Origin of the sequence: Stappia indica, from assembly GCF_001696535.1 — a bacterium.
In the GTDB taxonomy this organism is placed as follows: Bacteria; Pseudomonadota; Alphaproteobacteria; order Rhizobiales; family Stappiaceae; genus Stappia; species Stappia indica.
Genome location: NZ_MBQE01000003.1, coordinates 135,408 through 161,720 on the forward strand (window position 1 = coordinate 135,408; position 26,313 = coordinate 161,720).

A 26,313-nucleotide genomic window follows, 5' to 3' on the forward strand; every position below is an offset into this window, starting at 1 on the left:
GATGACCCGTCCCGACAAAGACACCCGCCGCACGCCGCCGTCCATCGACCGCCAGCTCACCCGCAGCGTCCGCCGCCATCTGCTGGCCTCGCTGCTGGTGGCGGCGCTGTTGCTCGGCGGCTTCGGCGGCTGGGCGGCGATGGCGCGCATTTCCGGTGCGGTCGTTGCGCCCGCCACCGTGGTGGTCGAGACCAATGTCCGCCGCATCCAGCATCAGGAAGGCGGCATCGTTCGCGAGATCGCCGTGCAGAACGGCGACCGCGTCGCCTCCGGCGATCTTCTGGTGCGCCTGGACGACACGGTGACCCGCGCCAACCTGGCCGTTGTGACGCGCCAGCTTGTCGACCTGTATGCGCAGGAGGCACGCCTCGTCGCCGAGCGCGACGAGAGCGCGGATATCGCCTTCAACGACCGGGCCCGCGGTCTTGTCGACGACGACCAGCTGGGACTGGTCGAGGACAGCCAGAAAAGCCTGATGGATGCGCGGCGCAAGTCCGTCACTGGCCGCAAGGATCAGCTGGCCGAGCAGATCGTCCAGTATCGCCGGCAGATCGAGGGGCTCGACGCGCAGCTCTCCGCCAAGGGCGAGGAGATCGAGCTGATCGAGGACGAACTGAAGGATCTCATGGGGCTGCTGGAAAAGCGCCTCGTCGCCCGAGCCCGGGTGACGGCGCTGCAGCGGGATCGCACTCGCCTCAAGGGCGAGCATGGCGGTCTCGTCGCCAAGATCGCCGAGGTGAACGAGGCGATCAGCGAGCGGCGCATCCTGATGCTTCAGATCGACGAGCAGTCCCGCGCCGAGGTGCTGGAGCAGTTGCAGGACACCCGCGCCCGCATCGCCCGGCTGGAAGAGCAGAAGATCGCCGCCGAGGATCAGCTGCGCCGCGTCGAGATCCGCAGCCCGCAGGCCGGCACGGTGCACCAGCTTGCCGTCCACACGATCGGCGGCGTCGTCGGGCAGGGCGAGACCCTGATGCTGATCGTGCCGAAGGGCGACCTGCTGGTGATCGAGGCGCAAGTCCAGCCGCGCGACATCGCCCAGATCGTGCCGGGGCAGGAGGCGCGCGTGCGCTTTCCCGGCTTCGACCAGCGCACGACGCCCGAGCTTGCCGCCCGCGTGCGCACCATCTCGGCCGATCTGGCCCGGGACAACGTGACCGGTGCCCGCTACTTCGTCGCCCGTCTCTTCATCCCGGACGAGGAGCTGGCGCGCCTCGACGGCGAGCTCCTGGTTCCCGGCATGCCGGCGGAGGCCTTCATCACCACGCAGGAGCGCACGGTGCTCTCCTATCTGGTGCGGCCGGTCACCGACCAGATCGCCCACGCCATGCGCGAGCGGTAGGCGAGGCGCATTCGGACGAATTCAGGCGAGGTCGGTGCGGGCAAAGTCGTCGCCCTTGTAGAGGAGGGCGGTGCCATGGGCCTTGACGCAGGCGTGCGAAAAGCAGTCGCCGAAGTTGAGCGCGGCGGGATGGCCGACCACCTTGCCGTAGGTCGCTGCCGCTTGGAGGGCTGCCTCGCCGATCTCTCGGGTGATGGGCACGTCTCTTGCCCCGATTTCCAGCAGGAAGTCGTCGACAAGGTCGCGGGCCGCGGCAATGACTGCGGCATCGGATCGCTTCTGGACGCTTCCGTCGTGCGAGGCGGCGCGCGCCAGCGCGAGCACCGCCTCGAAGCGCACGAGGGGCGAGGCCAGCAGGACGCTCGGGCTGTCCGCCATGCGCCGCGCGATCTCTTCCCATCCCGGCTCCTGGTTGAGAACCGCGACGATGGCCGATGCGTCGACGAACATCACGCGTCGTCCCACATGTCGTCGCTGAAGCGCTTCATGTCGAAGTCGGGATTGGGCAGGCCCAGCCGGGTCGCGCGCTCCTGCAGTCCGGCCAGCCGTTCGGCCAGGGGCACGGACCTGCGCCGTCGCTCGATCTCGTGACGCAAGGCGGACCGGACAGCTTCCGTCTTGCTCGGAGCGTTCGTCAGCTTCGCCAGTTCCTCTGCGAGCGCAGCCACGCCGTCGTCGCGAATATAAAGCGGCATTGAGGCCTCCGGCAGTCGATCTGTCACAAGACAATATTGTATATCCCCTTTGAATATACAACTGCCGTCGGGGTTTTCCGCTTCGGTTGAGCCCGCTTGACGTCCCCTTTCTTCCCTCCTATCGTGCCGCAAAATTCGTTGGGGTGCCTTAACCGGCTGAGAGACGCGAACCGCGTTAACCCACTGAACCTGATCCGGGTCATGCCGGCGTAGGGAACGAATGCCAGCCCGAACGGCCGCGAGGCCGGGCTCTGCCGCAAGATCGACGCGGCCATCCGTCTCCCCGAAACCGCAGTCCGGATCGTGCCTTTCATGCGGCGCGTCGCTTCCCTTTGTCGGAGCCGCGCCCGGCAGGAGCGGGGACTACCGTGGCCAGGGACACGAAACCGGACTATGCCGCGGGCGGATCGGCCAGATCGGGCAGATCGGGCAGGGGCCCGGCCATCGCGCTGACCATCGCCGGCTCGGACAGCGGCGGCGGCGCCGGCATCCAGGCGGATCTCAAGACCTTTTCCGCGCTCGGCGTTTATGGCGCCAGTGCGATCACGGCGATCACGGCTCAGAACACCCGCGCGGTGACGCATATCCACGACATCCCGCTCGATGTGGTCGCAGGCCAGATCGCCGCCGTGCTCGACGATCTCGACGTCGGCGCGGTGAAGATCGGCATGCTGTCCTCGCCGGACATCGTCGCCTGCGTCGCGGCCGCGCTTGCCGACTATGCGGGGCCGGTGGTCGTCGATCCGGTCATCGTCGCCAAGTCCGGCGCCAAGCTCCTGCGCGAGGAGGCCATCGCCGCGCTGAAAGAGCAGCTGCTGCCGCGCGCGACGCTGATCACGCCGAACCTGCCGGAGGCCGCCAGCCTGCTCGGCGAGGACCCGGTGCGCGACACCGGTGCGGCGGAGCGACAGGGCCATGCCCTGCTGGCGCTCGGCCCCGGCGCCGTGCTGATGAAGGGTGGCCATGCGGAAGGGGCCGAGTGCACCGACCTTCTGCTCGTTGCCGGCGAGCCGCCGCTCGCCTTCACGGCGGAGCGGCTTCACACCCGCAACACCCACGGCACCGGCTGCACGCTGTCGTCGGCCATCGCCGCGGGCCTTGCCAAGGGCTTGCCGCTCGCCCGCGCCGTCGCCGAGGCCCATTCCTGGCTGCATGCGGCCATCGCTGCCGCCGACACGCTGCAGGTCGGCTCCGGGCACGGTCCGGTGCATCACTTCCATGCCCTGTGGCGGGAGGAGGCACGATGAAGATCTCCGTCATCGGCGGCGGTGTCGTCGGTCTTTGCGTCGCCACCGTGCTCGCCGAGCGCGGGCAGGAGGTGACGCTGTTCGAGCGTGCCGAGGCACCCAGTCCCGCCTCCTGCTCCTGGTGGGCGGGCGGCATGCTCGCCCCCTGGTGCGAGGGCGAGAGCGCCGAGGAGCCGGTGGTGCGGCTCGGCCGCGACGCCATCTCCTGGTGGTCTGAGCGCGTCGGCGGCGTCGTCCTCAACGGCAGCCTGGTGGTTGCCCCGCCGCGCGATACCGCGGACCTGCGCCGCTTCGCACGGATGACCGAATGCCATGAGGCGGTCGACTGCGAGCGCATCGCCGAGCTGGAGCCGGACCTTGCCGGCCGCTTCCGCCAGGGGCTGTTCTTTGCCGGCGAAGGACATCTCGATCCGCGCCGGGCGCTGGCCGATCTCGTGGCCCGGCTGCAAGGGCTCGGCGTCGACCTGCGCTTCGGCACCGAAGTCCTGCCGCAGGACGCGCCGGGCGACCGCGTGGTCGATTGCCGCGGCCTCGGTGCGGCCGCCGACGTGCCGGACCTGCGCGGGGTCAAGGGCGAGATGCTGGTCCTGCATGCGCCCGACATCTCGCTGTCCCGGCCCGTGCGCCTGCTGCATCCGCGCATCCCGCTCTATGTGGTGCCGCGCGGCGAAGGCGTCTTCATGGTCGGTGCCACCATGATCGAAAGCGGCGAGCGCTGGCGCATCACCGCCCGCTCGATGATGGAGCTGCTCGGCTCCGCCTACACGCTGACCCCCGCCTTCGCCGAGGCCGAGATCCTGGAGACCGGCGTCGATGCGCGCCCGGCCTTCCCCGACAACCTGCCGCGCCTGTTGCGCGACGGCCGCATCCTGCGGGCCAACGGCACCTATCGGCACGGTTATCTGCTGTCGCCGGCGCTGGCCCAGCAGGCGGCCGATCTGCTTCTCCACCCTGAAACCGAACCGGAGTTCTTCCATGGCCATAACCGTCAACGGCGCTCCGCTTGAGCTTGCGCCGGGGTCGCTGGCCGCGATCCTCGAGGCGCTCGAGTATGGCGATGCCATCGTCGCCACCGCCCTCAACGGCGATTTCGTCCCCGCAGAGGAGCGCGCCGACACTCAGGTGCGCGACGGCGACCGGGTCGAGGTCCTCGCCCCCATGCAGGGAGGCTGACCCATGCCCGTCTTCTACGGCGAAACCATCGAGAGCCCGCTGCTGCTCGGCACCTCGCTCTATCCCTCCCCGGCGATCATGGCCGAGGCGGTACGGGCCTCTGCCTGCGACATCGTCACCGTATCGCTGCGGCGCGAGTCCGGCTCGGCCCGTGCGGGGCAGGACTTCTGGGGCTTCATCCGCGATCTCGGCGTCCGCGTCCTGCCCAACACCGCCGGCTGCCATTCGGTGCGCGAGGCGGTGACGACGGCGAAGATGGCGCGCGAGGTCTTCGGCACGCCCTGGGTCAAGCTCGAGGTCATCAACGATGCCGAGACGCTGGCTCCCGACGTCTTCGGCCTTGTCGAGGCGGCGCGCATCCTCTCCGGCGAGGGGTTCCAGGTGTTCCCCTATTGCACCGAGGATCTCGGCGTTGCCGAGCGGCTCGTCGAGGCGGGCTGCGAGGTCCTGATGCCCTGGGGCGCGCCCATCGGCTCGGCCCGCGGGCTCAACAATGTCTACGGCCTGCGCTCCCTGCGCGCGCATTTCCCGGACATCCCGCTGGTGGTCGATGCCGGCCTCGGCGTGCCCTCCCATGCCGCGGCCGCCATGGAGCTCGGCTACGACGCGGTGCTGCTCAACACGGCGGTGGCCAAGGCCGGCGATCCGGTCGCCATGGCCCGTGCCTTCGCACAGGCCGCGGAGGCCGGACGCCTCGCCTTCACGGCCGGGGCGATGGAGCCGCGCGACATGGCTGCCCCCTCCACGCCCGTTCTCGGAAAGGCTTTTCTGGAATGACCGCCCTCGACCGCTTCTATCCCATCGTCGACAGCGCCGCCTGGATCGACCGCATCGTGCCGCTCGGCGTGCGGCTCGTGCAGCTGCGGATCAAGGACCGCAGCCCGGCGGAATTGCGCGCCGAGATCCGCGCTGCCGAGGCGACCTGCCTTGCGCATGACTGCCTGCTGGTGGTCAACGATTATTGGCAGCTTGCCATCGACGAGGGCTGCCGCTTCGTCCATCTCGGTCAGGAAGACCTTGCCGATGCCGATGTCGGCGCGATCCGCCGCGCCGGGCTCGGCCTTGGCCTCTCCAGCCACGACGGCGAGGAGCTGGAGACCGCGCTCGCCGCCTCGCCGGACTACATCGCGCTCGGGCCGGTCTATCCGACCATCCTGAAGAAGATGAAATGGGCGCCGCAGGGGCTGGAAAAGCTCGGCGACTGGAAGCGCCGGATCGGCGACATCCCGCTCGTCGCCATCGGCGGAATGAGCGTGGAGCGCGCCGCCGACGCCTTCGCCGCCGGGGCCGACATCGTCTCCGCCGTCACCGACATCACCCTCAACCAGGATCCCGAGGAGCGGGTCCGGCAATGGCTCGCGGCAACGCGCGCCTGATGTTGCACACCTTCAGCCGAGGTTCGTCACCAATGCGTATCCTGACTTTCGTTCTCGCCCTTCTCGTTGCCCTGCCGGCCGCTGCCGCCGACAGGATGACGCTGCTGCTCGACTGGTACGTGAACCCCGATCACGGCCCGATCATCATCGCCAAGGAGAAAGGCTTCTTCGCCGACGAGGGCCTCGACGTCGAGGTCGTCGCCCCGGCGGATCCGTCCGCGCCGCCGAAGCTGGTCGCCGCCGGCAAGGCGGACCTTGCGGTCTCCTACCAGCCGCAGATCCACCTGCAGGTCGCCGAAGGTCTGCCGCTGAAGCGCGTCGGCACGCTGATTGCCTCGCCGCTCAACTGCCTGATGGTCAAGGACGACGGCCCGGTGAAGACCATCGCGGACCTCAAGGGCCGCAAGGTCGGCTACTCTGTCGCCGGCGTCGAGGAGGCGCAGATGCGCGCCGTGCTCTCCCGTCACGGGCTGACGATGGACGACATCGAGATGGTCAACGTCAACTGGTCGCTCGCCCCGTCCGTCATGTCCGGGCAGGTCGATGCGGTCATCGGCGCCTATCGCAATGTCGAGCTGCACCAGATGGAGATCGAGGGTGTGAAGGGCCGTTGCTTCTTCATCGAGGAAGAGGGCATGCCCTCCTATGACGAGCTGATCTACGTTGCCAATCCGGAGCTGATGGACAAGGCGAAGATCGTCCGCTTCCTGGCCGCGACCGAGCGCGCCACCCAGTACATCGTCAACCACCCGGAAGAGAGCTTCGAGATCTATGCCGGCACCGCGCCGGAGCTGAACGACGAGCTCAACAAGCGCTCCTGGGCCGACACGATCCGCCGCTTCGCCCTGCGCCCGGCCGCGCTCGACCATGGCCGCTATGCCCGCTTCGAGGAGTTCCTGAAGGAGAACGGCCTGATCGAGACGATCCGCCCGGTGTCCGACCTCGCCATCGACGTGAGCGTCCAATGAGCGGCGCGGAGCGGATCCTGGAGGCGCCCTACGGCTCGCCGGTCTACGGTGCCTGGCGCCAGGAGGCGGCCGGCGACTGGCAGGCCTACACCCACCATGCCTTCGTCGAACAGCTCGGCGCCGGCACGCTGCCGCGGGAGATTTTCCTGCATTACCTGACGCAGGATTACATCTTCCTGTTCCACTTCGCCCGCGCCTGGGCGCTGGCGGTGGTGAAGTCCGAGACGATTGCGGAGGCGCGCTTTGCCGCCTCCATCGTCGACGGGCTGATGAACACCGAGATGAGCCTGCATGTCGACATCTGCGGCAAGGCCGGCATCTCGGAGGCGGCCCTGCTTGCCGCCGCCGAGGAGCGGGAGAACCTCGCCTATACGCGCTTCGTGCTGGATGCCGGCATGTCGGGCGACTTCCTCGACCTCGTCGCCGCGCTGGCACCTTGCGTCATGGGCTATGGCGAAATCGGTGCGCGGCTTGCCCGCGAGGGTGCGGCCGATACGCCGTATCGCCAGTGGGTCGACACCTATGCCAGCGACGACTACCAGGGCCTTTGCGCCAGCGTCGGAGAGCTGATCGAGACCGCCGTGCGCGGGCGGCTCGGCGATGCACCGGCAGCCCTGCCGCGCTGGGCCAGCCTGTCGAAGCGCTTCCGCACCGCCACGCGGCTGGAAATCGGCTTCTGGGAAATGGGCCTGCGCGGCCCGACCGTTGCCCCGGACCTGACGTGAGCACGGCAGCAGCTCCGGCCCCGGCGCCCGCCTCGGCCCCGGCCCTGCGCCTGACCGGCGATTTCCACCACGCCGGCCGGCCGCTGTTCTCCGGTCTCGATCTGCCGATCGCCGCAGGAGGCTGGACCTGCCTGCTCGGCCCGTCCGGCGTCGGCAAGTCGACGGTCCTGCGCCTGTTTGCCGGGCTCGACACCGGCGGCACCTTCGACGGCGAGATCTCGGCGAGCGACGGCACCCCCGTCGCCACCCGCATCGCCTTCATGGCCCAGTCCGATCTTCTGGCGCCCTGGCTCGATGTGCTCGGCAATGTGACGCTCGGCGCGCGGCTGCGCGGCGAGGCGCCCGACCTTGCCCGCGCCCGCGCCCTGATCGAGCGCGTCGGCCTTGCCGGCCATGTCGACAAGCGCCCGGCGAGCCTGTCCGGCGGCATGCGCCAGCGCGTGGCGCTCGCCCGCGTGCTGATGGAGGACCGTCCCATCGTGCTGCTGGACGAGCCGTTCGCCGCGCTCGACGCCCGCACGCGGGCCGAGATGCAGGAACTTGCCTTCGAGGTTCTGGAAGGGCGCACCGTGCTGCTCGTCACCCACGATCCTGCCGAGGCCGTCCGCCTCGGCCATCACCTCTTCATCCTCGCAGAGGACGGGCTGACGCGGGTCGAGGCCCCGGCCTCGCCGCCGATCCGCGAGGTGGACGCGCCCGAGACGATGGAGATGCAGGCGCGCCTGTTCCACGCCTTGCGGGGGAGGCCGGCATGAGCGCACCCAGCCGTCTGACGCCGATGCAACGGCTGCGCGATGCGCTCGTTGCGGTCGCGGTGGCCCTGTCGCTGTGGCAGGCCATCGTCTGGATGAGCGGCGTCCCGCCCTTCATCCTGCCGGGCCCCTGGCGGGTGGCAGTGACGCTCGCCGACAATATCGGGCTGATCGCCGACCACGCGCTCGTCACCATCGCCGAAGTGCTGATCGGCCTCGTCTTCGGCGCCCTGCTCGGCGCCGCCACGGCGCTGCACCTGATGGTCTCGCCGGCCGCGCGCCGCATCGCCCTGCCGATCATGGTGTTCAGCCAGGCCGTGCCGGTCTTCGCGCTGGCGCCGCTGCTGACCCTGTGGCTCGGCTACGGCATGGCCTCGAAGATCGCCATGGCGTTGCTGATCATCTATTTCCCGGTGGTCTCGACCTTCTATGACGGGTTGCGCCGCACCGATCCCGGCCTGCTCGACCTTGCCCGCACCATGGGCGCAACGCCCACGCGCACCCTGCTGCATATCCGCCTGCCGGCGGGCCTGCCGGCCTTCGGCTCGGGGCTGAGGCTTGCCGCCGTCTATGCGCCCATCGGCGCGGTGATCGGCGAATGGGTGGGGGCGTCCAACGGCCTCGGCTACCTGATGCTGCTGGCCAACGGGCGCGCCAAGACCGACTTGATGTTCGCCAGCCTCTTCGTGCTGGCGGCCTTTGCGGTGGCGCTTTACGCGCTGGTCTCGTGGGCAACGCGGCGGATGACGTCCTGGTCGCGCGAGAGCCTCGACACGCTCTAGGGCCTGCCGAAATGCGGCCGGGCGAGCAACACCGCGTTGCCGCGCCCGAGCCCGACCTTCAGGCCCTCGCTTCCCGCCACCCGGTTGGAAAGGGTGAGGGACGAGCCCATCGGCACGTCGCGGTTCGTCAGCGGCCACTCGACGCCGCGCAGGGTCAGGCCGGCAAGATCCGACAGCGCGAGCACGGAAAACAGCGAGCCGGCAGGCAGGTCGATCTCCTGCTCGCCCGGCAGCAGCGGCCAGCCTTCTTCGTCGCCGCTGGTCATCAGCACGGGAATGCCGCGGGCCCTGAGCGCTGCCCCCTGCAGCAGGTTGCCCATGGCGTGGTCCGAGCGCGCGCCGCCGAAGACGCCGGCGATCACCAGCCCGCTGGCGCCGCGGGCGATGGCCTCCGCCGCCGCCAGCTCGCCGTCGGTCATGTCCTTTGCCGGCGGGTGGCTCTGGCGCGGCACGTCGCGCCACGCGGCCGCCATGTCGCTGCCGCTGGAGTCGAAGTCGCCGACCCACAGCTCCGGACGGACGCCGAGAGGTCCCGCATGACGGATGCCGCCGTCGGCCGCGATGGTGCGCGCGCCGGCGATCTGCCGCAGAAGCCGCGGCGTCGGGTCGAGATCCCCGCCGAGCAGGATCAGGAACGGCATCGTTCCGATCATCGGTCAAGCCTCCTGTCCGATATGACTTATTGCGAAATCAGCCTTGTAATATCGGTTTTTTCCCGTCCATGCTCGCGCAAAAGGGAGGACTTCATGAATCTGTCCAACATGCTTGCCCACCGTGCGGAGACGGGCAGCCCGGTGCGTGTCGCGCTGATCGGCGCCGGAAAGTTCGGCTCCATGTACCTGACCCAGGCGCGCCTGACGGTCGGTGTCCATATCACCGCCATCGTCGATCTGGATCCGGCGCGTGCGCGCCGCACGCTGGCGACCTGCGGCTGGCCGGAGGAGCAGTCGCGGGCGATGTCGCTGGACGATGCCTGCGCTGGCGGTGCCACCTTCGTCACCGACGATCTGGCCGCCGTGCTCGCCGACGAGCGCATCGAGCTGGTGATCGAGGCGACGGGCGATCCGTCGGTCGGCATCCGCCATGCGCTGGCGGTGATCGAGGCCGGCAAGCATGTGGTGATGGTCAATGTCGAGGCCGACGTCTTGGCCGGACCGCTGCTCGCCCGCCGGGCCGAACAGGCCGGCGTCGTCTACTCGCTGGCCTGGGGCGACCAGCCGGCGCTGATCTGCGAGCATGTCGACTGGGCGCGCGCCTGCGGCTTCAAGGTCGTGTGCGCGGGCAAGGGCACCCGCTACCTCCCCACCTATCACCAGCTGACGCCGGAGACGGTCTGGGACGTGCTGACCCAGTATCTCGGCATCACCGACCGCAGCCTGATCAATCCGAAGATGTTCAACTCGTTCCTCGACGGCACCAAGTCGGGCATCGAGATGACGGCGGTGTGCAACGCCACCGGCCTGCTGCCCCAGCCGGATGGACTGTCCTTCCCGCCGGCCAGCCGCTTCGAGCTGTCCACCGTGCTGCGGCCGAAGGAAGCCGGCGGCACCCTGCCGATCACCGGCACCACCGAGGTCGTCTCATCGCTGACGCGCGATGGCGCCGACGTGCCGCATCACCTGGCCATGGGCACCTTCGTGGTGATCGAAGGCGAGACGGACTATGCCCGCCAGTGCTTCCGCGAATATCACATGCTGGAGGATGAAACCGGCCGCTACGCCGCGCTCTATCGCCCGACCCACATGATCGGCATGGAGCTCGGCCTGTCGGTCGCCTCCGCCGTGCTGCGCAAGGAGCCGACCGGCATGCCGCGCGGCTTCGTCGCCGATGTGGTGGCGACCGCCAAGCGCAATCTGAAGGCCGGCGAGATGCTGGACGGCGAGGGCGGCGCGACCGTGTGGGGCAAGCAGCAGCCGGCCTCCGTGTCGCTGGATCGCGGCCTGCTGCCGCTCGGCCTTGCTGCCCATGTGAAGCTGGTGCGCGACATCGCCGAAGGCGAGATGCTGCGCTGGGACGATGTCGCCATCGACATGGACCAGACCGCCGTGCGCATCCGCCGCGAGATGGAAGCCGCCTTCAGCGCCGGCTGAGGCGCCGGCCGTCAGCAGGCCACGACATTGACCGCAAGTCCGCCTTTCGAGGTTTCCTTGTACTTGTCGGTCATGTCGAGGCCGGTCTGGCGCATCGTCTCGATGCAGCTGTCCAGCGGCACGAAATGGACGCCGTCGCCCCTCAGGGACAGGGAGGCGGCGGTCACCGCCTTGACCGCGCCGAAGGCGTTGCGCTCGATGCAGGGCACCTGCACCAGCCCGCCGATAGGGTCGCAGGTCATGCCGAGATGGTGCTCGAGCGCGATCTCGGCCGCGTTCTCCACCTGCTCGTTGGTGCCGCCGAGCGCTGCGCACAAGCCCGCCGCGGCCATCGCCGAGGCCGATCCGACTTCGCCCTGGCAGCCGACTTCCGCCCCCGAGATCGAGGCATTGGCCTTGATGATGCCGCCGATCGCCGCCGCCACCAGCAGGAAGGAGCGGATGCCCTCCTGATTGCAGTCCGGGCAGTGGTCGAGATAGTAGCGCAGCACCGCCGGCACCACGCCCGCCGCCCCGTTCGTCGGTGCGGTGACCAGCGTTCCTCCGGCTGCGTTTTCCTCGTTCACCGCCATCGCATAGACGCCGAGCCAGTCCATCACCGTGTGCTGGAACGGGCGGTTCTGGCCGGCTTCGCCCACCAGCTTGGCGTGGATCTGGTGCGCCCGCCGCTTGACGTTCAGCCCGCCGGGCAGGGTGCCGCCGCGCGACAACCCGCGCTCAAGGCAGGCATTCATCACGCTCCAGATGCGGTCGAGCCCGGCATCCAGGTCGCCGTCGGGGGTACGTGCCACCTCGTTGCGCCGTTTCATCTCGGCGATGGGCAAGCCGCTGTCGCGGCCCATCTGCAGCATTTCCGCCGCGCTCTTGAAGGGGAAGGGGACGCCGGTTTCCACCGTGCCGGCCATCGGCTCGTTCTGCGCGGCCAGCTCCGCCTCGCTGACGACGAAGCCGCCGCCGACCGAATAGAGCGTTTCCTCCGCCAGGACGGCGCCGTCCGCATCGAAGGCGCGGAAGATCATGCCGTTGGCATGGCCCGGCAGCGGCGGGCCATAATCGAAGACGAGATCGGCCGCCGGATCGAAATCCATGTGGCCGACGCCTTCGACGGCGAGGCGCTTGTCGCGCGTGAGGTTCGCAATCTCCTCCTCCACGCAATCGGGGTCGATGGTCGCCGGATCATGGCCGAGCAGCCCGAGGCAGATCGCCCGGTCGCTGGCGTGGCCCTTGCCGGTGAAGGCGAGCGAGCCGTGCAGCGACACGGCAAGACGCGCCGGCTTCAGGCCCTGTTCGCGCAAGAGGTCCAGAAAGCGTGCCGCCGCCACCATCGGCCCCATCGTGTGCGAGGACGATGGACCGATCCCGATCTTGAAGATGTCGAAAACGCTGATGAACACGGTGACCCTCCCGAAACCGCCGGCATTCAGCCGGTGCGCGCGGGTCTCTCCCGAACCCGTCGCGCGGTGGCGATCATGCGTCGGGATGCGGCCCGTGTCACCCGCTGCAGGAGCCGGTGACGGTTAGGGGAAAATCGCTGTCGTTTTCGAAAGGCTGCCAGGGCGACGTCACGCGTCCCCCCTCTGGCGTCCCCCTCAGGCGTCTTCAGGCCACAGGAAGGCGTAGACGGCCAGCGAAAAGCCGATGTGCTCGACGAGCAGGGCGACCGCGCGGGCGCTGTCGCGCGCCAGCGCCGCGTCCATCAGCTCCGTGTGATGGGCAAGGCCGAGCGTGCGTTCCACCAGGGCGCGGAAGTCGGCCATCGCCGCCTGCGGCAGGCCATGGCGGGCCTGCGGGTCGAACAGCATGTGGCGATGGTGACGCTGCAGCTGCTCGGTGATCTGCTGCTGGAAGCGGGAGAGGCTCTCGGAGCGCCCGGCCGACAGCAGCGCCGCGTGGAAGGCATCGTGCCGCTCCTCCCACAGCGACATGCCGGCATCGTCGATGCCGGGTTCCGGGGCGGGCGTCAGCGACAGGCGGTGATGGGCGGCGACGATGCGCGCTTCCCAGTCGGCATCGCCTGCCTCGATGGAGCGCACCAGCAGCGCTTCCTCCACCGTGCGCCGGGCGAGCTGCAGGTCGCGGATCGCGGCGGCGGAGACCGGCGCGACCCGGTAGCCGCGATTGCGCTCGGAGATCACCAGCCCTTCCGCCTCCAGCCGCGACAGCGCCTCGCGCAGCGGCGTCCAGCCGAGGCCGTAGCGCGCCTTCAGGCCGGCAACGACCAGCGGCGCGCCCGGCGCGATGCGGCTGCGCAGCAGGTCGGCCTTCAGCCGCTCATAGGCTTCCTCGGTCTTGGCCATCGGCTCCCGGGTCCGTCGCCGCACACGGCTCGCGGCGGCATTTCGATATAATCAGACAGATTATATATAATTCTTGGCACCCTCCGTCCACCCTGTTAGGATCGCCCGCGCTACGACAGGAGATGGACATGCCGACAGGCCATCGCGCGACCGGCGCAGCCCCGAACGGGGCGCCCGACATTGCCGCACTCGACCGCAACGATCCGCTCAAGGACCGGCGCGAGCTCTTCTCGATCCCGGACGGCGTGCTCTATCTCGACGGCAATTCGCTCGGCGTGCTGCCCAAGTCCGTGCCCGCCCGCCTTGCCGAGGCGGTAACGAAGGAGTGGGGCGAGAGCCTCATCCGCGCCTGGAACGAGCATGGCTGGATCGACCTGCCGCAGCGCGTCGGCGACCGCATCGCCCGCATCATTGGCGCTGCGCCCGGACAGGTGACGGCCTGCGACAGCACCTCGATCAACGTGTTCAAGGTGCTGGCCGCCGCACTGGCGCTGCGCCCCGACCGCAAGGTGATCCTCTCCGACAGCGGCAACTTTCCGACCGACCTCTACATGGCGCAGGGTCTGCGCGACCTGCTCGGCCAAGGGCACGAGTTGAAGATCGTCGCGCCGGAACAGGTCGAGGCGGCCATCGGCGAGGATGTCGCCGTCGTCATGCTGACCCAGGTCGACTACCGCAGCGGCCGCCTGCACGACATGGCGGCGATCACCGCGATCGCCCATGCCGCCGGCGCGCTGACCATCTGGGATCTTGCCCACTCGGCCGGTGCCCTGCCGGTGGAGCTGGACGCGGCCGGTGCGGATTTCGCCGTCGGCTGCGGCTACAAGTATCTGAACGGCGGCCCCGGCGCCCCGGCCTTCCTCTATGTCGCGCAGCGCCATCTCGATCATGTCGCGCCGCCGCTGACCGGCTGGATGGGTCATGCCGCGCCCTTCGCCTTCGATCTCGACTACCGCGCCGACACCGGCATCGGCCGCATGCGGGTCGGCACGCCGCCGATCCTGTCGCTGGTGGCGCTGGAGGCGGCGCTCGCCGCCTTCGAGGGCGTCGACATGGCCGCGCTGCGCGCCAAGTCGATCTCCCTGTCCGAGCTGTTCCGCGCCGAGGTCGAGCGCCGCTGTCCCGATTTGGAGCTCGCCAGCCCGCGCGATCCGCAGGCACGCGGCAGCCAGGTCTCGTTCCGTTTCGAGCACGGCTATGCCCTGATGCAGGCGCTGATCGCCCGCGGCGTCATCGGCGATTTCCGCGCGCCGGATGTCGTCCGTTTCGGCTTCACCCCGCTCTACCTCTCCCATGCCGACGTGATGGCCGCTTGCGACATCCTGCAGGAGATCATGGAAACGCGGGCCTGGGACCGGCCGGAATTCCACAAGCGGGCCAAGGTCACATGAGGGGGACGGGGGGAGAGATGGAAACGCGCAGCCCTTATGCGAGCGGGCCTTTCGATCCGGCCGAGGACGGCGCGGAGATGGAATTCGACGGTCGCATGTCCTATGGTGACTATCTCAATCTCAACCGCATCCTGACGGCGCAGAACCCGCTGTCCGAGGCCCATGACGAGATGCTGTTCATCATCCAGCATCAGACCTCGGAACTGTGGATGAAGCTCGCCATCCACGAGCTGGCCGCGGCCAAGGGGCGCATTGCTGCCGACGACCTGCAGCCGGCCTTCAAGATGCTGACCCGCGTCTCGCGGATCTTCGAACAGCTGACCGGCGCCTGGCAGGTCCTGCGCACCATGACGCCCTCGGAATACACCCTGTTCCGCGGCGATCTCGGCCAGTCCTCCGGCTTCCAGTCGCACCAGTACCGGGCCATCGAGTTTCTTGCCGGCAACAAGAACGCGGCGATGATGCGCCCGCACGCCCATGTGCCGCGCGTGCACCACTGGCTCGACCAGATCCGCCGCGACACCAGCATCTACGACGAGGCGATCCGCCTGCTCGCCCGCTCGGGCCTGCCCATCGACGAGGCGCATCTCGCCCGCGACATCTCGCAGCCTTACGAGCGCAACGACAGCGTCGCGCGCGCCTGGCTGGAGGTCTACCGCGACCCGCACCGCCATTGGCCGCTCTACGATCTTGCCGAGAAGCTGGTCGACTTCGAGGACTATTTCCGCCGCTGGCGCTTCAACCACGTCACCACCGTGGAGCGCATCATCGGCTTCAAGCGCGGCACCGGCGGCACGTCCGGCGTCATGTATCTGCGCCGCATGCTGGAAGTGGTGCTGTTTCCCGAATTGTGGGAGATCCGCGCCGACATGTGAGCACGGCGCGCCATATGCCGTATCGGACAAGGCCGGCCTTGGGAGAGGCCGATGGGGACGGGGTCATGGGGAGGACTTCATGCCGACGGGACTGATCGACATCACGCCGCCGCTGCGCCCTGGCGCTGCGGTGTTTCCGGGCGATGCGCCCTACCGGGTGGAGAGAACCTTCGCCATCGGCCCCGGCTGCCCGGTCAACGTCACCTCCGTCTCGCTTTCCACCCATTGCGGCGCCCATGCCGATGCGCCGCTCCATTACGACGCGGACGGCGCTTCCATCGACGCCCTGCCGCTGGAGGACTTCATCGGTCCCGCGCGGGTGATCGATGCGCGGGGGGAGGGACCGCTCTGCCTGCCGGGAGAGATCGAGGGATATCTGGAGGGGACCCCGCCGCGCGTGCTGCTGCGCCTTGCCGAGGCGCTCGACCCGCAGGTCTGGCCCGAGGGCTTTCGTGCGCTCAGCCCGGAGACGGTCGAGCTGCTTGCCTCCCGAGGCGTGCGCCTCGTCGGCGTCGATGTTCCTTCGGTCGATCCCGAGACCTCGAAGGACCTGCCGGCGCATATGGCATTTCGGCGTCACGACATGCGGATTCTGGAGAATCTCGCCCTACGGCATGTCGAAACCGGGGATTATGAGTTGATCGCCCCGCCATTGAAGCTAGAAGGGCTGGACGCGGCGCCGGTGCGCGCCCTGTTGCGGCGCCTTTAGCGCGCACAATGCCACCGGCAGGGAGAGCGGCCGGAAAGGCCGCCACATCGGACCGGGGAGGTCCCGGCGAGGGTACGATGAGCGGACAGGACACGATGCTTGAGGTCGAGGACCTCGTGATGACCTATGGCGGCTTCCGGGCCGTCGACGGCTGCAGTTTCTCCGTGCGCGAGGGAACGATCACCGGCTTGATCGGCCCGAACGGCGCCGGCAAGACGACGATGTTCAACCTGGTGGCCGGCGCCTTTCCGCCGACCTCCGGGCGCATCCGCTATCTCGGGCGCGACGTCACGGATCTTTCCACCGACAAGCGGTTCCATCTCGGCCTCGTGCGCACCTTCCAGATCCCGCACGAGTTTCACCGGCTGACCGCGCTGGAGAACCTGATGATGGTGCCGCCGCGCCAGTCGGGCGAGGGGCTCCTGGCCAACTGGCTGTCGCCGGGGCGGGTGCGCGCCGACGAGGAGCGTGTGCGGGCTAGAGCGGTCGAGACGCTCGCCTTCCTGGAGCTCTCCCATGTGTCGGACGAGCGCGCCGGCAACCTGTCGGGCGGCCAGAAGAAGCTGCTGGAGCTCGGCCGCACCATGATGACGGATGCCAAGCTGGTGCTGCTCGACGAGCCCGCCGCCGGCGTCAACCGTACCCTTTTGCGCAAGCTGGAGGAGAAGATCGCCATTCTCAACCGCGAGCGCGGCTACACCTTCGTCCTCATCGAGCACGACATGGAGATGATCGAGAAGCTCTGCGATCCGGTCATCTGCATGGCCGAGGGGCGCGTGCTGATCCAGGGCGATTTCGCCACCGTGCGCTCCGATCCGCGGGTGCTCGAAGCCTATCTGGGTGAGACCGTGGGAGACGCCGCATGAGCGACATTCTCGACATGCGCGATGTCGTCGGCGGCTATGGCGAGGCCGACATCCTGCAGGGCGTGACCCTGCGCGCGGCGAATTCCGAGATCGTCGTCATCGTCGGCCCGAACGGCGCCGGCAAGTCGACGGCGATGAAGGCGATCTTCGGCCTGCTGCATGTGCGCGGCGGCTCGATCCGCGTCGACGGCGCCGACATCACCGGCCTGGAGCCCAACCGCATCGTCGAGGCGGGCGTCTGCTACGTGCCGCAGGTCAACAACGTCTTCCGCGAGATGACGGTGCACGAGAACCTGGAGATGGGCGCCTTCCTGCGCTCCGGCGACCTGTCGGCCGCCTATGACCGGGTCTATGCCCTGTTCCCGGACCTGAAGGAGCGGCGCAAGGCGCTCGCCGGCAACCTGTCCGGCGGCCAGCGCCAGATGGTCGCCATGGGCCGCGCCCTGATGCTGGAGCCCAAGCTGCTGCTGCTCGACGAGCCGACGGCGGGGCTTTCGCCGAAATACATGGAGCAGATCTTCCAGATCTGCCGCGACGTGCGCGACACCGGGGTGACCATCCTGCTGGTCGAGCAGCACGCCAAGCAGGCGCTGGCCTTCGCCGACCGCGGCTACGTGCTCGCCTCCGGCGCCAACCGTCACGAGGGGACGGGCGCCGAGCTCCTCGCCGACGAGGATGTCGCCGCCATGTTCCTGGGAGGCTGACCGCCATGGATGCGATGGAACTGATCAACTTCTATCTGGTGCCGGGCATCGTCGTCGGCTCGATCTATGCGCTCGGCGCGGTCGGCATCACGCTGGTCTTCGCGATCCTGCGCTACGCGCATCTCGCCCATGGCGACCTTGCCACCTTCGGTGCCTTCCTGGCGCTGGGCGTCGTCACGCTGGGCGGCGTCTCGCCTTACGTGGCGCTGCCGGTCGCGATGGCGGTGACGGCGGCGGTCGCCGTCGGCATAGACAGGACCTTCTACGCCTATCTGCGCGAGCGGCCGAAGATCGTCACGGTGATGGCCTCGCTCGGCGTCGCCCTGATGGTGCGCGCGGTGGTGCAGATCGTCTGGGGCGTAGACTCCGAGACATACACCCGCGGCATCGTGCGCCCGGAAAACTGGTTCGGCATCCGCATCCGCGACCGCGAGATCGTCACCGTGCTGGCGATGATCGGCCTGGTCGCCGCGCTCCAGCTCTTCCTGAAATACAGCAAGTGGGGCAAGGCCATGCGGGCCATGTCCGACAATCCGGACCTGGCGCTGCTGTCGGGCGTCGACAACCGCAAGGTCGTCCTGCTCACCTGGACGATCGTCGGCGGCCTGTGTGCGGCAGCCGGCGTGTTCCTCGGCCTCAATTACGAGCTGAAGGCGCTGATGGGCTGGACCATGCTGCTGCCGATGTTCGCCGCGGCGATCCTCGGCGGTGTCGGCCGGGTCGAGGGCGCGGTGCTCGGCGGGCTGATCGTCGGCATCGCCGAGGAGATGTCGGCCCTGTTCCTGCCGACCGAGTACAAGGCGGCCACCGCCTTCGCCATCCTGCTGTTGATGCTCCTTGTGCGGCCGACCGGCCTGCTCAAGGGCAAGGTCCTGTAAGGAGGTCGCGCGCAATGGAATGGCTCGGCTTCGTCAACTACGCCGTCTTCATGGCGATCTTCATCGGCATCTATGCGCTGCTGGCGCTGGGGCTGAACATCCAGTGGGGCTATACCGGCCTCTTCAACGCGGGCATTGCCGGCTTCTTCGCCGTCGGCGCCTATACCTCGGCGATCCTGACCACGCCCTTCGTGGAGGGGCGCGTCGGCGGCTTCGGCCTGCCGGTGCCGGTCGGTTGGCTGGGGGCGATGGTGGCCGCCGGGCTGATCGCCTGGCCCATCGGCAAGATCTGTCTGCGCCTGCGCTCCGATTATCTGGCCATCGCCACCATCGGCGTCGCCGAGATCATCCGTCTGGTCGTCAAGTCGGAAGGCTGGCTGACCAACGCCGCGCGCGGCATCACCAACATCCCGCGTCCCTTCGGCGATCTCGCCTACACCATGTCGCAGCTGGCCTATCTCGCCATCGTCTTGGGCGTGCTGCTGGCCGCTTACCTCCTGGTCGAGCGGCAGTTCGCCTCGCCCTGGGGCCGGATGATGCGCGCAATCCGCGACAACGAGGATGCCGCTCGTGCCATGGGCAAGGACGTGCCCTACCGGCGGCTCGAGGCCTTCATCTTCGGTTCGGCGCTGATGGGGCTGGGCGGTGCGCTCTTCGCTCATTTCAACCGCACGATCACGCCCGAGGCGATTGATCCGATGGTCGCGACCTTCCTGGTCTGGATCATGCTGATCCTCGGCGGGTCGGGCAACAATCGCGGCGCCATCCTCGGCGTTGCGGTGGTCTGGATCATCTGGTCCATGTCGGAGATCGTCACCGACCGTCTGCCGCACGAATATGCCGTGAAGGCCAAGTACCTGCGCGTCTTCCTGATCGGGCTGATGCTGCAGGTGGTGCTGCGCTTCCGGCCCGAGGGACTGCTGCCCGAGCCGCAGAAGCGCACGCACCGGCCGGATCCCGCGACATCCGGTGCACGCCCCCCGGCGGCATCCGATTGAGGCTTGTGAGGGCGGCGCGTTTCGGTTGAAACTGCCGCCACCTGGCAGCCGGGCGTCCGGCTGCCGCAAGCGCGGAAGGCGCCGTTCCGGGCAGGGCCGTTTGGCCCGCGGACAGTGCCTCCGCGACAAGAGAGAACGGCCGGCGAGAGTTCGTATCGGCCGGACAACCACAAGGTGGAGGTTTATCATGAGGACGTTCCGTATCGCCGCGGCTGCGGCTCTCCTGGGAGCGACGGCGCTTGCGGCGCCCGCCCATGCGGACGTGAAGATCGGTCTGCTCGGCGGCGTTTCCGGTCCGATCGCGGCGATGGCGCCGGCGATGATCGACAGCGCCAATCTCGCCATCAAGCAGGTGAACGATGCCGGCGGCATTCTCGGCGGCGAGAAGCTGGTCGGCGTGGTCGGCGACAGCGCCTGCAACCCGCAGAACGCCACCGACGCGGCCACCAAGGCGGTCAACATCGAGGGCGTCGTCGCCATCGTCGGCCCGCATTGCTCGGGCGCGGTGCTCGCTGCCGCCAACTCGGTGACGATCCCCGCCGGCATCGCCATCGTCACCCCGTCGGGCACCTCGCCGGAGATCACCTCGCTGCAGGACAACGACACCGTGTTCCGCACCGTGCCCTCCGACGACTACCAGGGCCGGGCGCTCGCCCGCACCCTGCTGGAGCGCGGCACCAAGAAGGTGGCGGTCGCCTATCTCAACAACGATTACGGCAAGGGTCTTGCCGAGTCGTTCCGCGCCGAGTTCGAGGAGAAGGGCGGCGAGATCGCCGGTTTCGCCGCGCATGAGGGCGAGAAGGCCTCCTACCGCTCGAACCTTGCGGAGCTCGCCTCCGGCGGCGCCGATACGCTGGTCATCCTCGACTACGGCGACGGCTCGGGCCTCACCATGCTGCGCCAGGCGCTCGAGAACGGCTTCTTCGAGAACTTCATCGGCGCCGACGGCATGAAGTCCGACGCCCCGATCAAGGAGCTCGGTGCCGAGAACCTGGAGACCTTCCTCGCCTCGGCCCCGGTCGGCGAGAAGTCCACGTCGCTCGATGCCTTCAGCAAGGCCTTCTCCGACGTCGGCGGCGATCCGAGCGCGATCTTCGTGACCACCTCCTACGATGCGGCCTTCATGCTGGCGCTCGCCATCGAGAAGGCGGGCGGCGACAAGGCCAAGGTGGCCGCGTCCCTGCGCGAGATCTCCAACGGCGAAGGCGAGCCGATCCTGCCGGGCGAGTGGGCCAAGGCCAAGGAGCTGATCGCAGCCGGCAAGGCCATCGACTACAAGGGCGCGGCCGGCGACCACAATTTTGACGAGGCCGGCGACGTTCCGGGTGCCTATGCCCTGTTCAAGGTGTCGGGCACCGGCTTCGAGGTCGTCTCGGAAATGAAGTAAGCCTTCGCGGCCGGGGCGTTCGCGTCCCGGCCGGATCCTCCCCTTGGCGGGGAGCGGAAACGCGAAACGGCGGCCCTGCGAGGGGCCGCCGTTTTCATGTCGCGGTCATAAAACTGTTTCGCGCCTCAGGCGCCGGCGCCCTGCAGGCTCGCCATCTTGCCGGAGGCGGCGATCTCGCCGTCCATCTTCAGCAGGAAGCGGATCTCGGTGCGGTCCTCGGCCAGCTCGGCGATGGTGTGGGAATCGAGCACCGTCATGAAGGCTTCGAGCGCCTCGTGCAGCAATCCGTTGAAGCCGCAGGAGGTGATCAGCGGGCAGTCCTTGCGGCCCGATTCGAAGCACTCCGCTAGCAGGAAGCTTTCTTCGGCTGCGCGCACCACCTCGCCGACGGAAATTTCCGCCGCCGGTCGCGCGAGCAGGATGCCGCCGTTGCGGCCGCGCAGGGTGCGCACGAAGCCGCCGTCGACAAGAACCTTCAGGATCTTGAAGAGATGCGTCTCCGACATCTCGAAGCTGGCCGCGATATCCGCGACACGGCTCGGGGATCCGGGATTTGCCGCACAGTAGATGAGCGTGCGGACGGCGTAGTTGGTCTGCTGGGTCAGGCGCATGTGCATAGATATGCGGTGCCGGAACGGGAACGTCAACGGCTTTGATGGAAAAACTTGACGTGGAAAGTCAACTTTGATGACGCCTTCTTGCCGCTACGTCGGATCGGGGTCGCGCGGGGGCAGATCGGGGTGAGACGGGAACGCATTGCCATCCCCAAGGCTGTCACGCCTGCGCAGGCAGGCGTCCAGTATCCGCCGGGTCGGGTGATGGCGCGAAGCCAGCCGCCACCGGCGGTCCGGCGGCAGCTCCACGGCCTGAACACTACCATTCGGGGTTACTGGTTCCCGGTCTTCGGCTTTGCCGAAACCGGGATGACATCCTGCGTGCGGGGGGGGGCGTCGGAGGGGTGTTTCTCCCGTTCCACGCCCCAACCCCTCCTTTCGTCGTCCCGGGCAAGCGAAGCGCGACCCGGGACCGGCGAGCCGCCGCCCCTGCCTTTCCTGCCGGAGCGCATCCGCCAACACCGCCCATACCCCTGCTTTGCGCTTGAAACTCTCCCTCGGAACATGAATAGTGATTCATAATTCATATTATGCGGGGGAGACGTCGTGGGCGAAGCGGAAACGGGCAGGGGCGCAGGGCGGGCCACAGGCCGCGGCACCGCCGCGCGCGGACGCAAGGCGCCGGGCGGGGCAGGTGGCGCCAGGCCACGCGTACCCAAGAATGACGCTAGGGGAGCCGATCCCGCAAGTGCCGTTGTCGCGGGCGGCGAGGATGCCGCCTCCGGCATGCCGAAAACCGCGCGTGGTGCGGCCACCCGGCGGGCGATCCTCGAGGCGGCCGAGCGGGTCATCGGCCGCCAGGGCTTCAACGAGGCTTCCATCGGCTCCATCACCCGCGAGGCCGGCGTCGCGCAGGGCACGTTCTACATCTATTTCGCCAGCAAGGACGAGGTCTTCTCCGAGCTCGTCGCCGAAATGGGCCGCATGCTGCGCCATGCGATCAGCGAGGCGACATCGGGCTACACCGACCGCCTGCAGGCCGAGCGCGAGGGCCTGCGCGCCTTCCTCGCCTTCGTCTCCGCCCATCCCGAGCTCTACCGCATCGTCCAGGAGGCGCAGTTCGTCGACCGCGACGCCTATCTCGCCTACTTCCGCACCTTCGCCGAAGGCTATCGCGAGGGGCTGGAGCGGGCGGCGAGCAGCGGCACGATCCGTCCCGGCGACGCCGAGATCCGCGCCTGGACGCTGATGGGCATCGCCCGCTCGCTCGGCGAGTTCCAGGTGGTGTTCGGCGGCGACATCCCGGTCGACACCATGGTCGATGTCGCCCACGACCTTATCGAGAACGGCCTCAAGGTCGACGCCGGCAAGGGGGCGGGCGAATGAGTGCTGCCGCCGACGGTGCCGTGCATCTCGACTGGCGGGAGGGCGCCGCGTGGCTGACGCTCGACCGACCGGGGCGCGGCAATGCGCTGGTGCCGGAGCTGCTCGCCGCCTTGCGCGCGCGGATCGAGGAGGCGCGGCAGGCAGGGGCCGCCGCGCTGGTGCTGACCGGCCGCGGCCGGGCCTTTTCCGCCGGCGGCGATGTCGCCCGCTTTGCCGCGCTCTCCCGGGACAGCAGCGACCTGCTGCACTTCGCGCGCGAGATCGTCGGCGCGCTCAATGCGGCGGTCCTCGACCTTCTCGATTTTCCGATGCCGGTGATTGCCGCCGTGAACGGTCCTGTCACCGGCGGCTCGGCTGGGCTGATGCTGGCCGCCGACATGGTGGTGATGAGCGAGGAGGCGTTTCTCCAGCCCTATTATGCGCAGATGGGCTTTGCGCCGGATGGCGGCTGGACGGCGCTGCTGCCGGAGCGCATCGGCACCGCGCGGGCGCTGGAGGTGCAATATCTCAACCGGCGCCTCACGGCCGCCGACTGCCTGCGCCTTGGGCTTGCGAGCGAGACCTGTCCGCCGGCCGAGCTGGAAGAGCGCGTGCATGCGCGGCTCGCGGTCCTTGCCGGGATGGACCCCGGCACCCTTGCCATGACCCGCGCCAATGTCTGGAGCGAGGATCGCCGGGCTCTCGTCTCCAGGGCGCTGGAGCGCGAGCTCCGCGGCTTCCTCGCGCTGATCGCGCGGCCCGAAACGCGGGAGCGGATGCAGGCCTTCGTGGCGCCGGCAACAGCCGGGAGGGGAGGGCGATGATGTCCTGGGTCACCGACATGGCGGCCAGGCGCGCCGAGCTGACGCCCGCGCGCATCGCCTTCACCGATCACGAGACCGGCGTGCAGCTGACTTTCGCCGAGGTCGAGGCGAAGGCCAACCGCACCGCCCGCGCCCTGCTGGCCCGCGGCATTGCGGCCGGCGAGCGTGTCGCCGTCCTCTGCCACAATCACGCGGACTTCTTCGTCCTGCTCTTCGCCGCACAGAAGACCGGCATCGTGCTGCTGCCGCTCAACTGGCGCCAGCCGCCGGCCGAGCTTGCTCCGGTCGTCGCCGCCTCCGGCGCGCGGCTGTTGTTGCACGACGGCGCGACGGCCGCGACCGCACAGGCGCTCGCCGGCACTCTCGCGCTGGATCTCGTAGGGTTCGCCGATGCCCTGCTCGGCGGCGAGGCGCCACATCTTGATCAGCTTGCTGCAGACCTTTCCTCGGCCCCGCTCGGCGATACGCGGATCGAGGCTGCCCGCCCCTGGTATCTGCTGGCCACCTCCGGCACCACCGGCACGCCGAAACTGGTGATCCAGACCGCAGAAATGGCCTGGGCCAATGCCGTCAACTACACCCAGGCGACCGGTCTTGCCGGCACCGATCGCACGGTCAACTTCCTGCCGCTGTTCCACACGGCCGGCATCAACCTGATGACCCTGCCGCTGTTCCTCGCCGGCGGCGAGAGCATCGTTCTGCGCAAGTTCGATGCCGCAGCGGTGCTGAAGCTGATCGGCGCCGGCCGGCTCACCGCCTTCTTCGGCGTGCCGGCGATCTACCAGGCGATCGCGCTGGAGCCCGGCTTTGGCGAAACGGACTTTTCCGCCCTGCGCTCGCTCGGCTGCGGCGGTGCGCCGATGCCCGCGCCCTTGCTTCAGACCTATCTGTCGCGCGGCGTCACCGTGTGCAACGGCATGGGCATGACCGAGACCGGGCCGACGGTGTTCCTGTCCGATCCGGAGAACGCGCCGCGCAAGATCGGCTCCGTCGGCAAGGCGCAGATCCTCGCCGAGGTGCGTCTCGTCTCCGTCGCCGGCGAGGTGGTCGAAGGGGAAGGCGAGGGCGAATTGCAGATCCGCGGGCCCGGCGTCACGCCGGGCTATTTCGGCAATCCGCAGGCAAGCGAGGCGGCCTTCGCGCCGGGCGGCTGGCTGCTGTCGGGCGATGTCGCCCGCCGCGATGCCGACGGCTACTACTACATCGTCGACCGCATCAAGGACATGTACATCTCCGGCGGCGAAAACGTCTATCCGGCCGAGGTCGAGCGGGTGCTCATCGCCCATGAGGATGTGCTCGACGCGGTGGTGATCGGCGTTCCGGACGAGAAGTGGGGCGAGGTCGGTGCCGCCTGGCTGATCGCCCGCCCCGGTGCGGAAATCGATATCGACATGCTCGGCGCCTGGTGCCGGGAGCGGCTCGCCGGCTACAAGGTGCCGCGCAGCTTCCGCGTCGTCGACGACCTGCCGCGCACCGCCGCCGGCAAGGTCCAGAAACACATCCTGAAGACACGGCATGGGGAGAGCAGCCGGTGACCACGGCAACGGACCATTGGACGGCGCGCTGGGTGCCGACACAGGCGGATTTCGACGCCTTCGCGGAACTCTCGGGCGACGACAATCCCATCCATGTCGATGCGGACTTTTCGGCGCGCACCCGCTTCGGGCGCACCGTGTCGCACGGCATGCTGCTCTATTCGCGCCTCTGGGCCCTGCTGCGGCAGCGCTATCCGGAGCACCGCCACGCGGTGCAGGCGCTGATGTTTCCCAACCCCGCCTATGCGGAGGAGGAGCTGGAGCTCGCCTTCGCGCCGGGCGAGGCGGGCGAGGTCGCCATCACCGTTTCGCGGGTCGCCGACGGGGCGCCCGTGCTTGTCGGGCAGTGCAGGCTGGAGGCGGGACGATGAAGCTGGACGTGGGACAGAGCGCCGAGGTGAGCCGCCGCTTCCCGGCATCGGATGCGGCCGTCTTCGCCGGACTTGCCGGCATGGATGCGCTCCCCGAGGCGGTGCCGCAGCCGCTGATCGGCGGGCTCTTCTCCTATCTGCTCGGCGTCCGGCTGCCGGGCTTCGGCACCAACTACCTGAAGCAGGAGATGCGGTTCCTCTCGCCCGCGCGCTTCGGCGAGACGCTGACGGCACGCGTCACGATCACGCGCCTGCGCCCGGAAAAGCACCTCGTCGACCTTGAGACCGTGTGCCTCGGCGAGGACGGGCGGCGCGTGTGCGAGGGCCGCGCGCTGGTCTATGTCGAGGACGCGGTTGCCGCCTGAGCAGGGCTCGCCTGCGTTCGGACGGCTGAAACGAAAAACGCCGC

At 68.8% G+C, this 26,313-nt stretch carries 30 protein-coding genes and 1 riboswitch; of the genes, 24 read left to right on the forward strand and 6 right to left on the reverse strand.

The features are described from left to right. Position 1: 1 nt before the first annotated feature. Positions 2-1,342, forward strand: coding sequence for an HlyD family type I secretion periplasmic adaptor subunit (locus tag BBX35_RS11940; protein ID WP_083206248.1), 1,341 nt, complete (start codon positions 2-4; stop codon positions 1,340-1,342). Positions 1,343-1,363: 21 nt separating this feature from the next. Here the strand turns inward: BBX35_RS11940 and BBX35_RS11945 are convergent, their stop codons facing one another. Further along, positions 1,364-1,792, reverse strand: a complete 429-nt coding sequence (locus BBX35_RS11945) for a type II toxin-antitoxin system VapC family toxin (RefSeq protein WP_067220284.1) — start codon at positions 1,790-1,792, stop codon at positions 1,364-1,366. Continuing rightward, on the reverse strand, positions 1,792-2,037 hold the full coding sequence (locus BBX35_RS11950; RefSeq protein ID WP_067220287.1) for a type II toxin-antitoxin system VapB family antitoxin: 246 nt from the start codon (positions 2,035-2,037) through the stop codon (positions 1,792-1,794). The genes BBX35_RS11945 and BBX35_RS11950 overlap by 1 nt, the downstream gene beginning before the upstream one ends. Positions 2,038-2,166: 129 nt before the next feature. Beyond that, positions 2,167-2,270: riboswitch (TPP riboswitch) on the forward strand. A 210-nt stretch (positions 2,271-2,480) separates the two neighbouring features. Between BBX35_RS11950 and thiD the strand changes: the two genes are divergently transcribed. The 9 genes from thiD to BBX35_RS11995 are packed head-to-tail and all read left to right on the forward strand — an operon-like array spanning position 2,481 to position 9,060. Continuing rightward, positions 2,481-3,284 carry a bifunctional hydroxymethylpyrimidine kinase/phosphomethylpyrimidine kinase gene (thiD, locus tag BBX35_RS11955; RefSeq protein ID WP_067221489.1) on the forward strand — a complete coding sequence of 268 codons (804 nt, stop codon included), beginning with the start codon at positions 2,481-2,483 and terminating at the stop codon, positions 3,282-3,284. Continuing rightward, the gene (thiO, locus tag BBX35_RS11960; protein ID WP_067220289.1) at positions 3,281-4,291 is read left to right on the forward strand and encodes a glycine oxidase ThiO; all 1,011 of its coding nucleotides are present in this window, start codon (positions 3,281-3,283) and stop codon (positions 4,289-4,291) included. Before thiD ends, thiO begins: the two co-directional genes overlap by 4 nt. Continuing rightward, positions 4,260-4,457, forward strand: coding sequence for a sulfur carrier protein ThiS (thiS, locus tag BBX35_RS11965; protein ID WP_067220291.1), 198 nt, complete (start codon positions 4,260-4,262; stop codon positions 4,455-4,457). The genes thiO and thiS overlap by 32 nt, the downstream gene beginning before the upstream one ends. Positions 4,458-4,460: 3 nt before the next feature. Further along, the gene (locus BBX35_RS11970; RefSeq protein WP_067220293.1) at positions 4,461-5,234 is read left to right on the forward strand and encodes a thiazole synthase; all 774 of its coding nucleotides are present in this window, start codon (positions 4,461-4,463) and stop codon (positions 5,232-5,234) included. Further along, positions 5,231-5,833, forward strand: a complete 603-nt coding sequence (locus BBX35_RS11975) for a thiamine phosphate synthase (RefSeq protein ID WP_067220295.1) — start codon at positions 5,231-5,233, stop codon at positions 5,831-5,833. The genes BBX35_RS11970 and BBX35_RS11975 overlap by 4 nt, the downstream gene beginning before the upstream one ends. 32 nt (positions 5,834-5,865) lie before the next feature. After that, positions 5,866-6,801 (forward strand): ABC transporter substrate-binding protein, encoded by a 936-nt coding sequence (locus BBX35_RS11980; protein ID WP_067220298.1) that lies wholly within the window; start codon positions 5,866-5,868, stop codon positions 6,799-6,801. Beyond that, positions 6,798-7,526: a TenA family protein gene (locus BBX35_RS11985; RefSeq protein ID WP_067220301.1), complete on the forward strand. Its 729-nt coding sequence runs from the start codon at positions 6,798-6,800 to the stop codon at positions 7,524-7,526. The genes BBX35_RS11980 and BBX35_RS11985 overlap by 4 nt, the downstream gene beginning before the upstream one ends. Beyond that, the gene (locus tag BBX35_RS11990; RefSeq protein WP_171901443.1) at positions 7,523-8,281 is read left to right on the forward strand and encodes an ABC transporter ATP-binding protein; all 759 of its coding nucleotides are present in this window, start codon (positions 7,523-7,525) and stop codon (positions 8,279-8,281) included. The genes BBX35_RS11985 and BBX35_RS11990 overlap by 4 nt, the downstream gene beginning before the upstream one ends. Next, a complete protein-coding gene (locus tag BBX35_RS11995) occupies positions 8,278-9,060 on the forward strand; it encodes an ABC transporter permease (protein ID WP_067220304.1) in 783 nt (260 codons plus the stop codon). The genes BBX35_RS11990 and BBX35_RS11995 overlap by 4 nt, the downstream gene beginning before the upstream one ends. Here the strand turns inward: BBX35_RS11995 and BBX35_RS12000 are convergent. Continuing rightward, positions 9,057-9,713 carry a thiamine diphosphokinase gene (locus BBX35_RS12000; protein WP_067220307.1) on the reverse strand — a complete coding sequence of 219 codons (657 nt, stop codon included), beginning with the start codon at positions 9,711-9,713 and terminating at the stop codon, positions 9,057-9,059. The genes BBX35_RS11995 and BBX35_RS12000 overlap by 4 nt on opposite strands. 93 nt (positions 9,714-9,806) lie before the next feature. Between BBX35_RS12000 and BBX35_RS12005 the strand changes: the two genes are divergently transcribed. Then, positions 9,807-11,150, forward strand: a complete 1,344-nt coding sequence (locus BBX35_RS12005; protein ID WP_067220309.1) for an NAD(P)H-dependent oxidoreductase — start codon at positions 9,807-9,809, stop codon at positions 11,148-11,150. A gap of 11 nt (positions 11,151-11,161) precedes the next feature. Here the strand turns inward: BBX35_RS12005 and BBX35_RS12010 are convergent, their stop codons facing one another. Together BBX35_RS12010 and BBX35_RS12015 are read right to left on the reverse strand one after the other, a co-directional pair. Beyond that, positions 11,162-12,544, reverse strand: coding sequence for an L-serine ammonia-lyase (locus BBX35_RS12010; protein ID WP_067220313.1), 1,383 nt, complete (start codon positions 12,542-12,544; stop codon positions 11,162-11,164). Between the two features lie 195 nt (positions 12,545-12,739). Beyond that, a complete protein-coding gene (locus BBX35_RS12015) occupies positions 12,740-13,447 on the reverse strand; it encodes a GntR family transcriptional regulator (protein WP_067220315.1) in 708 nt (235 codons plus the stop codon). Between the two features lie 128 nt (positions 13,448-13,575). Here BBX35_RS12015 and kynU point away from each other — a divergent pair, with 128 nt between their 5' ends. The 8 genes from kynU (at position 13,576) to BBX35_RS12055 (ending at position 21,255) form a co-directional block, all read left to right on the forward strand. Next, positions 13,576-14,838 (forward strand): kynureninase, encoded by a 1,263-nt coding sequence (kynU, locus tag BBX35_RS12020; RefSeq protein WP_083206313.1) that lies wholly within the window; start codon positions 13,576-13,578, stop codon positions 14,836-14,838. A 17-nt stretch (positions 14,839-14,855) separates the two neighbouring features. Further along, entirely contained in the window at positions 14,856-15,713 is an 858-nt protein-coding gene (gene kynA, locus BBX35_RS12025; RefSeq protein WP_067220317.1) for a tryptophan 2,3-dioxygenase, read from the forward strand. A 79-nt stretch (positions 15,714-15,792) separates the two neighbouring features. Beyond that, positions 15,793-16,422, forward strand: coding sequence for an arylformamidase (gene kynB, locus BBX35_RS12030; protein ID WP_067220320.1), 630 nt, complete (start codon positions 15,793-15,795; stop codon positions 16,420-16,422). A 95-nt stretch (positions 16,423-16,517) separates the two neighbouring features. Continuing rightward, the gene (locus BBX35_RS12035; protein WP_067220323.1) at positions 16,518-17,288 is read left to right on the forward strand and encodes an ABC transporter ATP-binding protein; all 771 of its coding nucleotides are present in this window, start codon (positions 16,518-16,520) and stop codon (positions 17,286-17,288) included. Continuing rightward, positions 17,285-17,992 (forward strand): ABC transporter ATP-binding protein, encoded by a 708-nt coding sequence (locus BBX35_RS12040; RefSeq protein ID WP_067220326.1) that lies wholly within the window; start codon positions 17,285-17,287, stop codon positions 17,990-17,992. Before BBX35_RS12035 ends, BBX35_RS12040 begins: the two co-directional genes overlap by 4 nt. A 5-nt stretch (positions 17,993-17,997) precedes the next feature. Continuing rightward, positions 17,998-18,870 (forward strand): branched-chain amino acid ABC transporter permease, encoded by an 873-nt coding sequence (locus BBX35_RS12045; RefSeq protein ID WP_067220328.1) that lies wholly within the window; start codon positions 17,998-18,000, stop codon positions 18,868-18,870. 14 nt (positions 18,871-18,884) lie between these two features. After that, a complete protein-coding gene (locus BBX35_RS12050) occupies positions 18,885-19,868 on the forward strand; it encodes a branched-chain amino acid ABC transporter permease (protein ID WP_067220330.1) in 984 nt (327 codons plus the stop codon). Between the two features lie 187 nt (positions 19,869-20,055). Next, the gene (locus tag BBX35_RS12055; RefSeq protein WP_067220332.1) at positions 20,056-21,255 is read left to right on the forward strand and encodes an ABC transporter substrate-binding protein; all 1,200 of its coding nucleotides are present in this window, start codon (positions 20,056-20,058) and stop codon (positions 21,253-21,255) included. 125 nt (positions 21,256-21,380) lie between these two features. Here the strand turns inward: BBX35_RS12055 and rirA are convergent, their stop codons facing one another. Continuing rightward, positions 21,381-21,866 carry an iron-responsive transcriptional regulator RirA gene (gene rirA, locus BBX35_RS12060; RefSeq protein ID WP_067221496.1) on the reverse strand — a complete coding sequence of 162 codons (486 nt, stop codon included), beginning with the start codon at positions 21,864-21,866 and terminating at the stop codon, positions 21,381-21,383. 729 nt (positions 21,867-22,595) lie between these two features. Here rirA and BBX35_RS12065 point away from each other — a divergent pair. Genes BBX35_RS12065 through BBX35_RS12085 form a run of 5 tightly spaced genes read left to right on the forward strand, consistent with a single transcriptional unit; the run spans position 22,596 to position 26,269 of the window. Further along, positions 22,596-23,195: a TetR/AcrR family transcriptional regulator gene (locus BBX35_RS12065; RefSeq protein WP_067220334.1), complete on the forward strand. Its 600-nt coding sequence runs from the start codon at positions 22,596-22,598 to the stop codon at positions 23,193-23,195. Further along, the gene (locus tag BBX35_RS12070) at positions 23,192-23,998 is read left to right on the forward strand and encodes an enoyl-CoA hydratase/isomerase family protein (protein ID WP_067220337.1); all 807 of its coding nucleotides are present in this window, start codon (positions 23,192-23,194) and stop codon (positions 23,996-23,998) included. The genes BBX35_RS12065 and BBX35_RS12070 overlap by 4 nt, the downstream gene beginning before the upstream one ends. Next, complete coding sequence (locus BBX35_RS12075) at positions 23,998-25,533, forward strand: AMP-binding protein (RefSeq protein ID WP_083206249.1); 1,536 nt, start codon at positions 23,998-24,000, stop codon at positions 25,531-25,533. The genes BBX35_RS12070 and BBX35_RS12075 overlap by 1 nt, the downstream gene beginning before the upstream one ends. After that, the gene (locus BBX35_RS12080; protein ID WP_067220341.1) at positions 25,530-25,904 is read left to right on the forward strand and encodes a MaoC/PaaZ C-terminal domain-containing protein; all 375 of its coding nucleotides are present in this window, start codon (positions 25,530-25,532) and stop codon (positions 25,902-25,904) included. The genes BBX35_RS12075 and BBX35_RS12080 overlap by 4 nt, the downstream gene beginning before the upstream one ends. Beyond that, positions 25,901-26,269, forward strand: a complete 369-nt coding sequence (locus BBX35_RS12085) for a hotdog family protein (RefSeq protein ID WP_067220343.1) — start codon at positions 25,901-25,903, stop codon at positions 26,267-26,269. The genes BBX35_RS12080 and BBX35_RS12085 overlap by 4 nt, the downstream gene beginning before the upstream one ends. Positions 26,270-26,313: the final 44 nt, after the last annotated feature.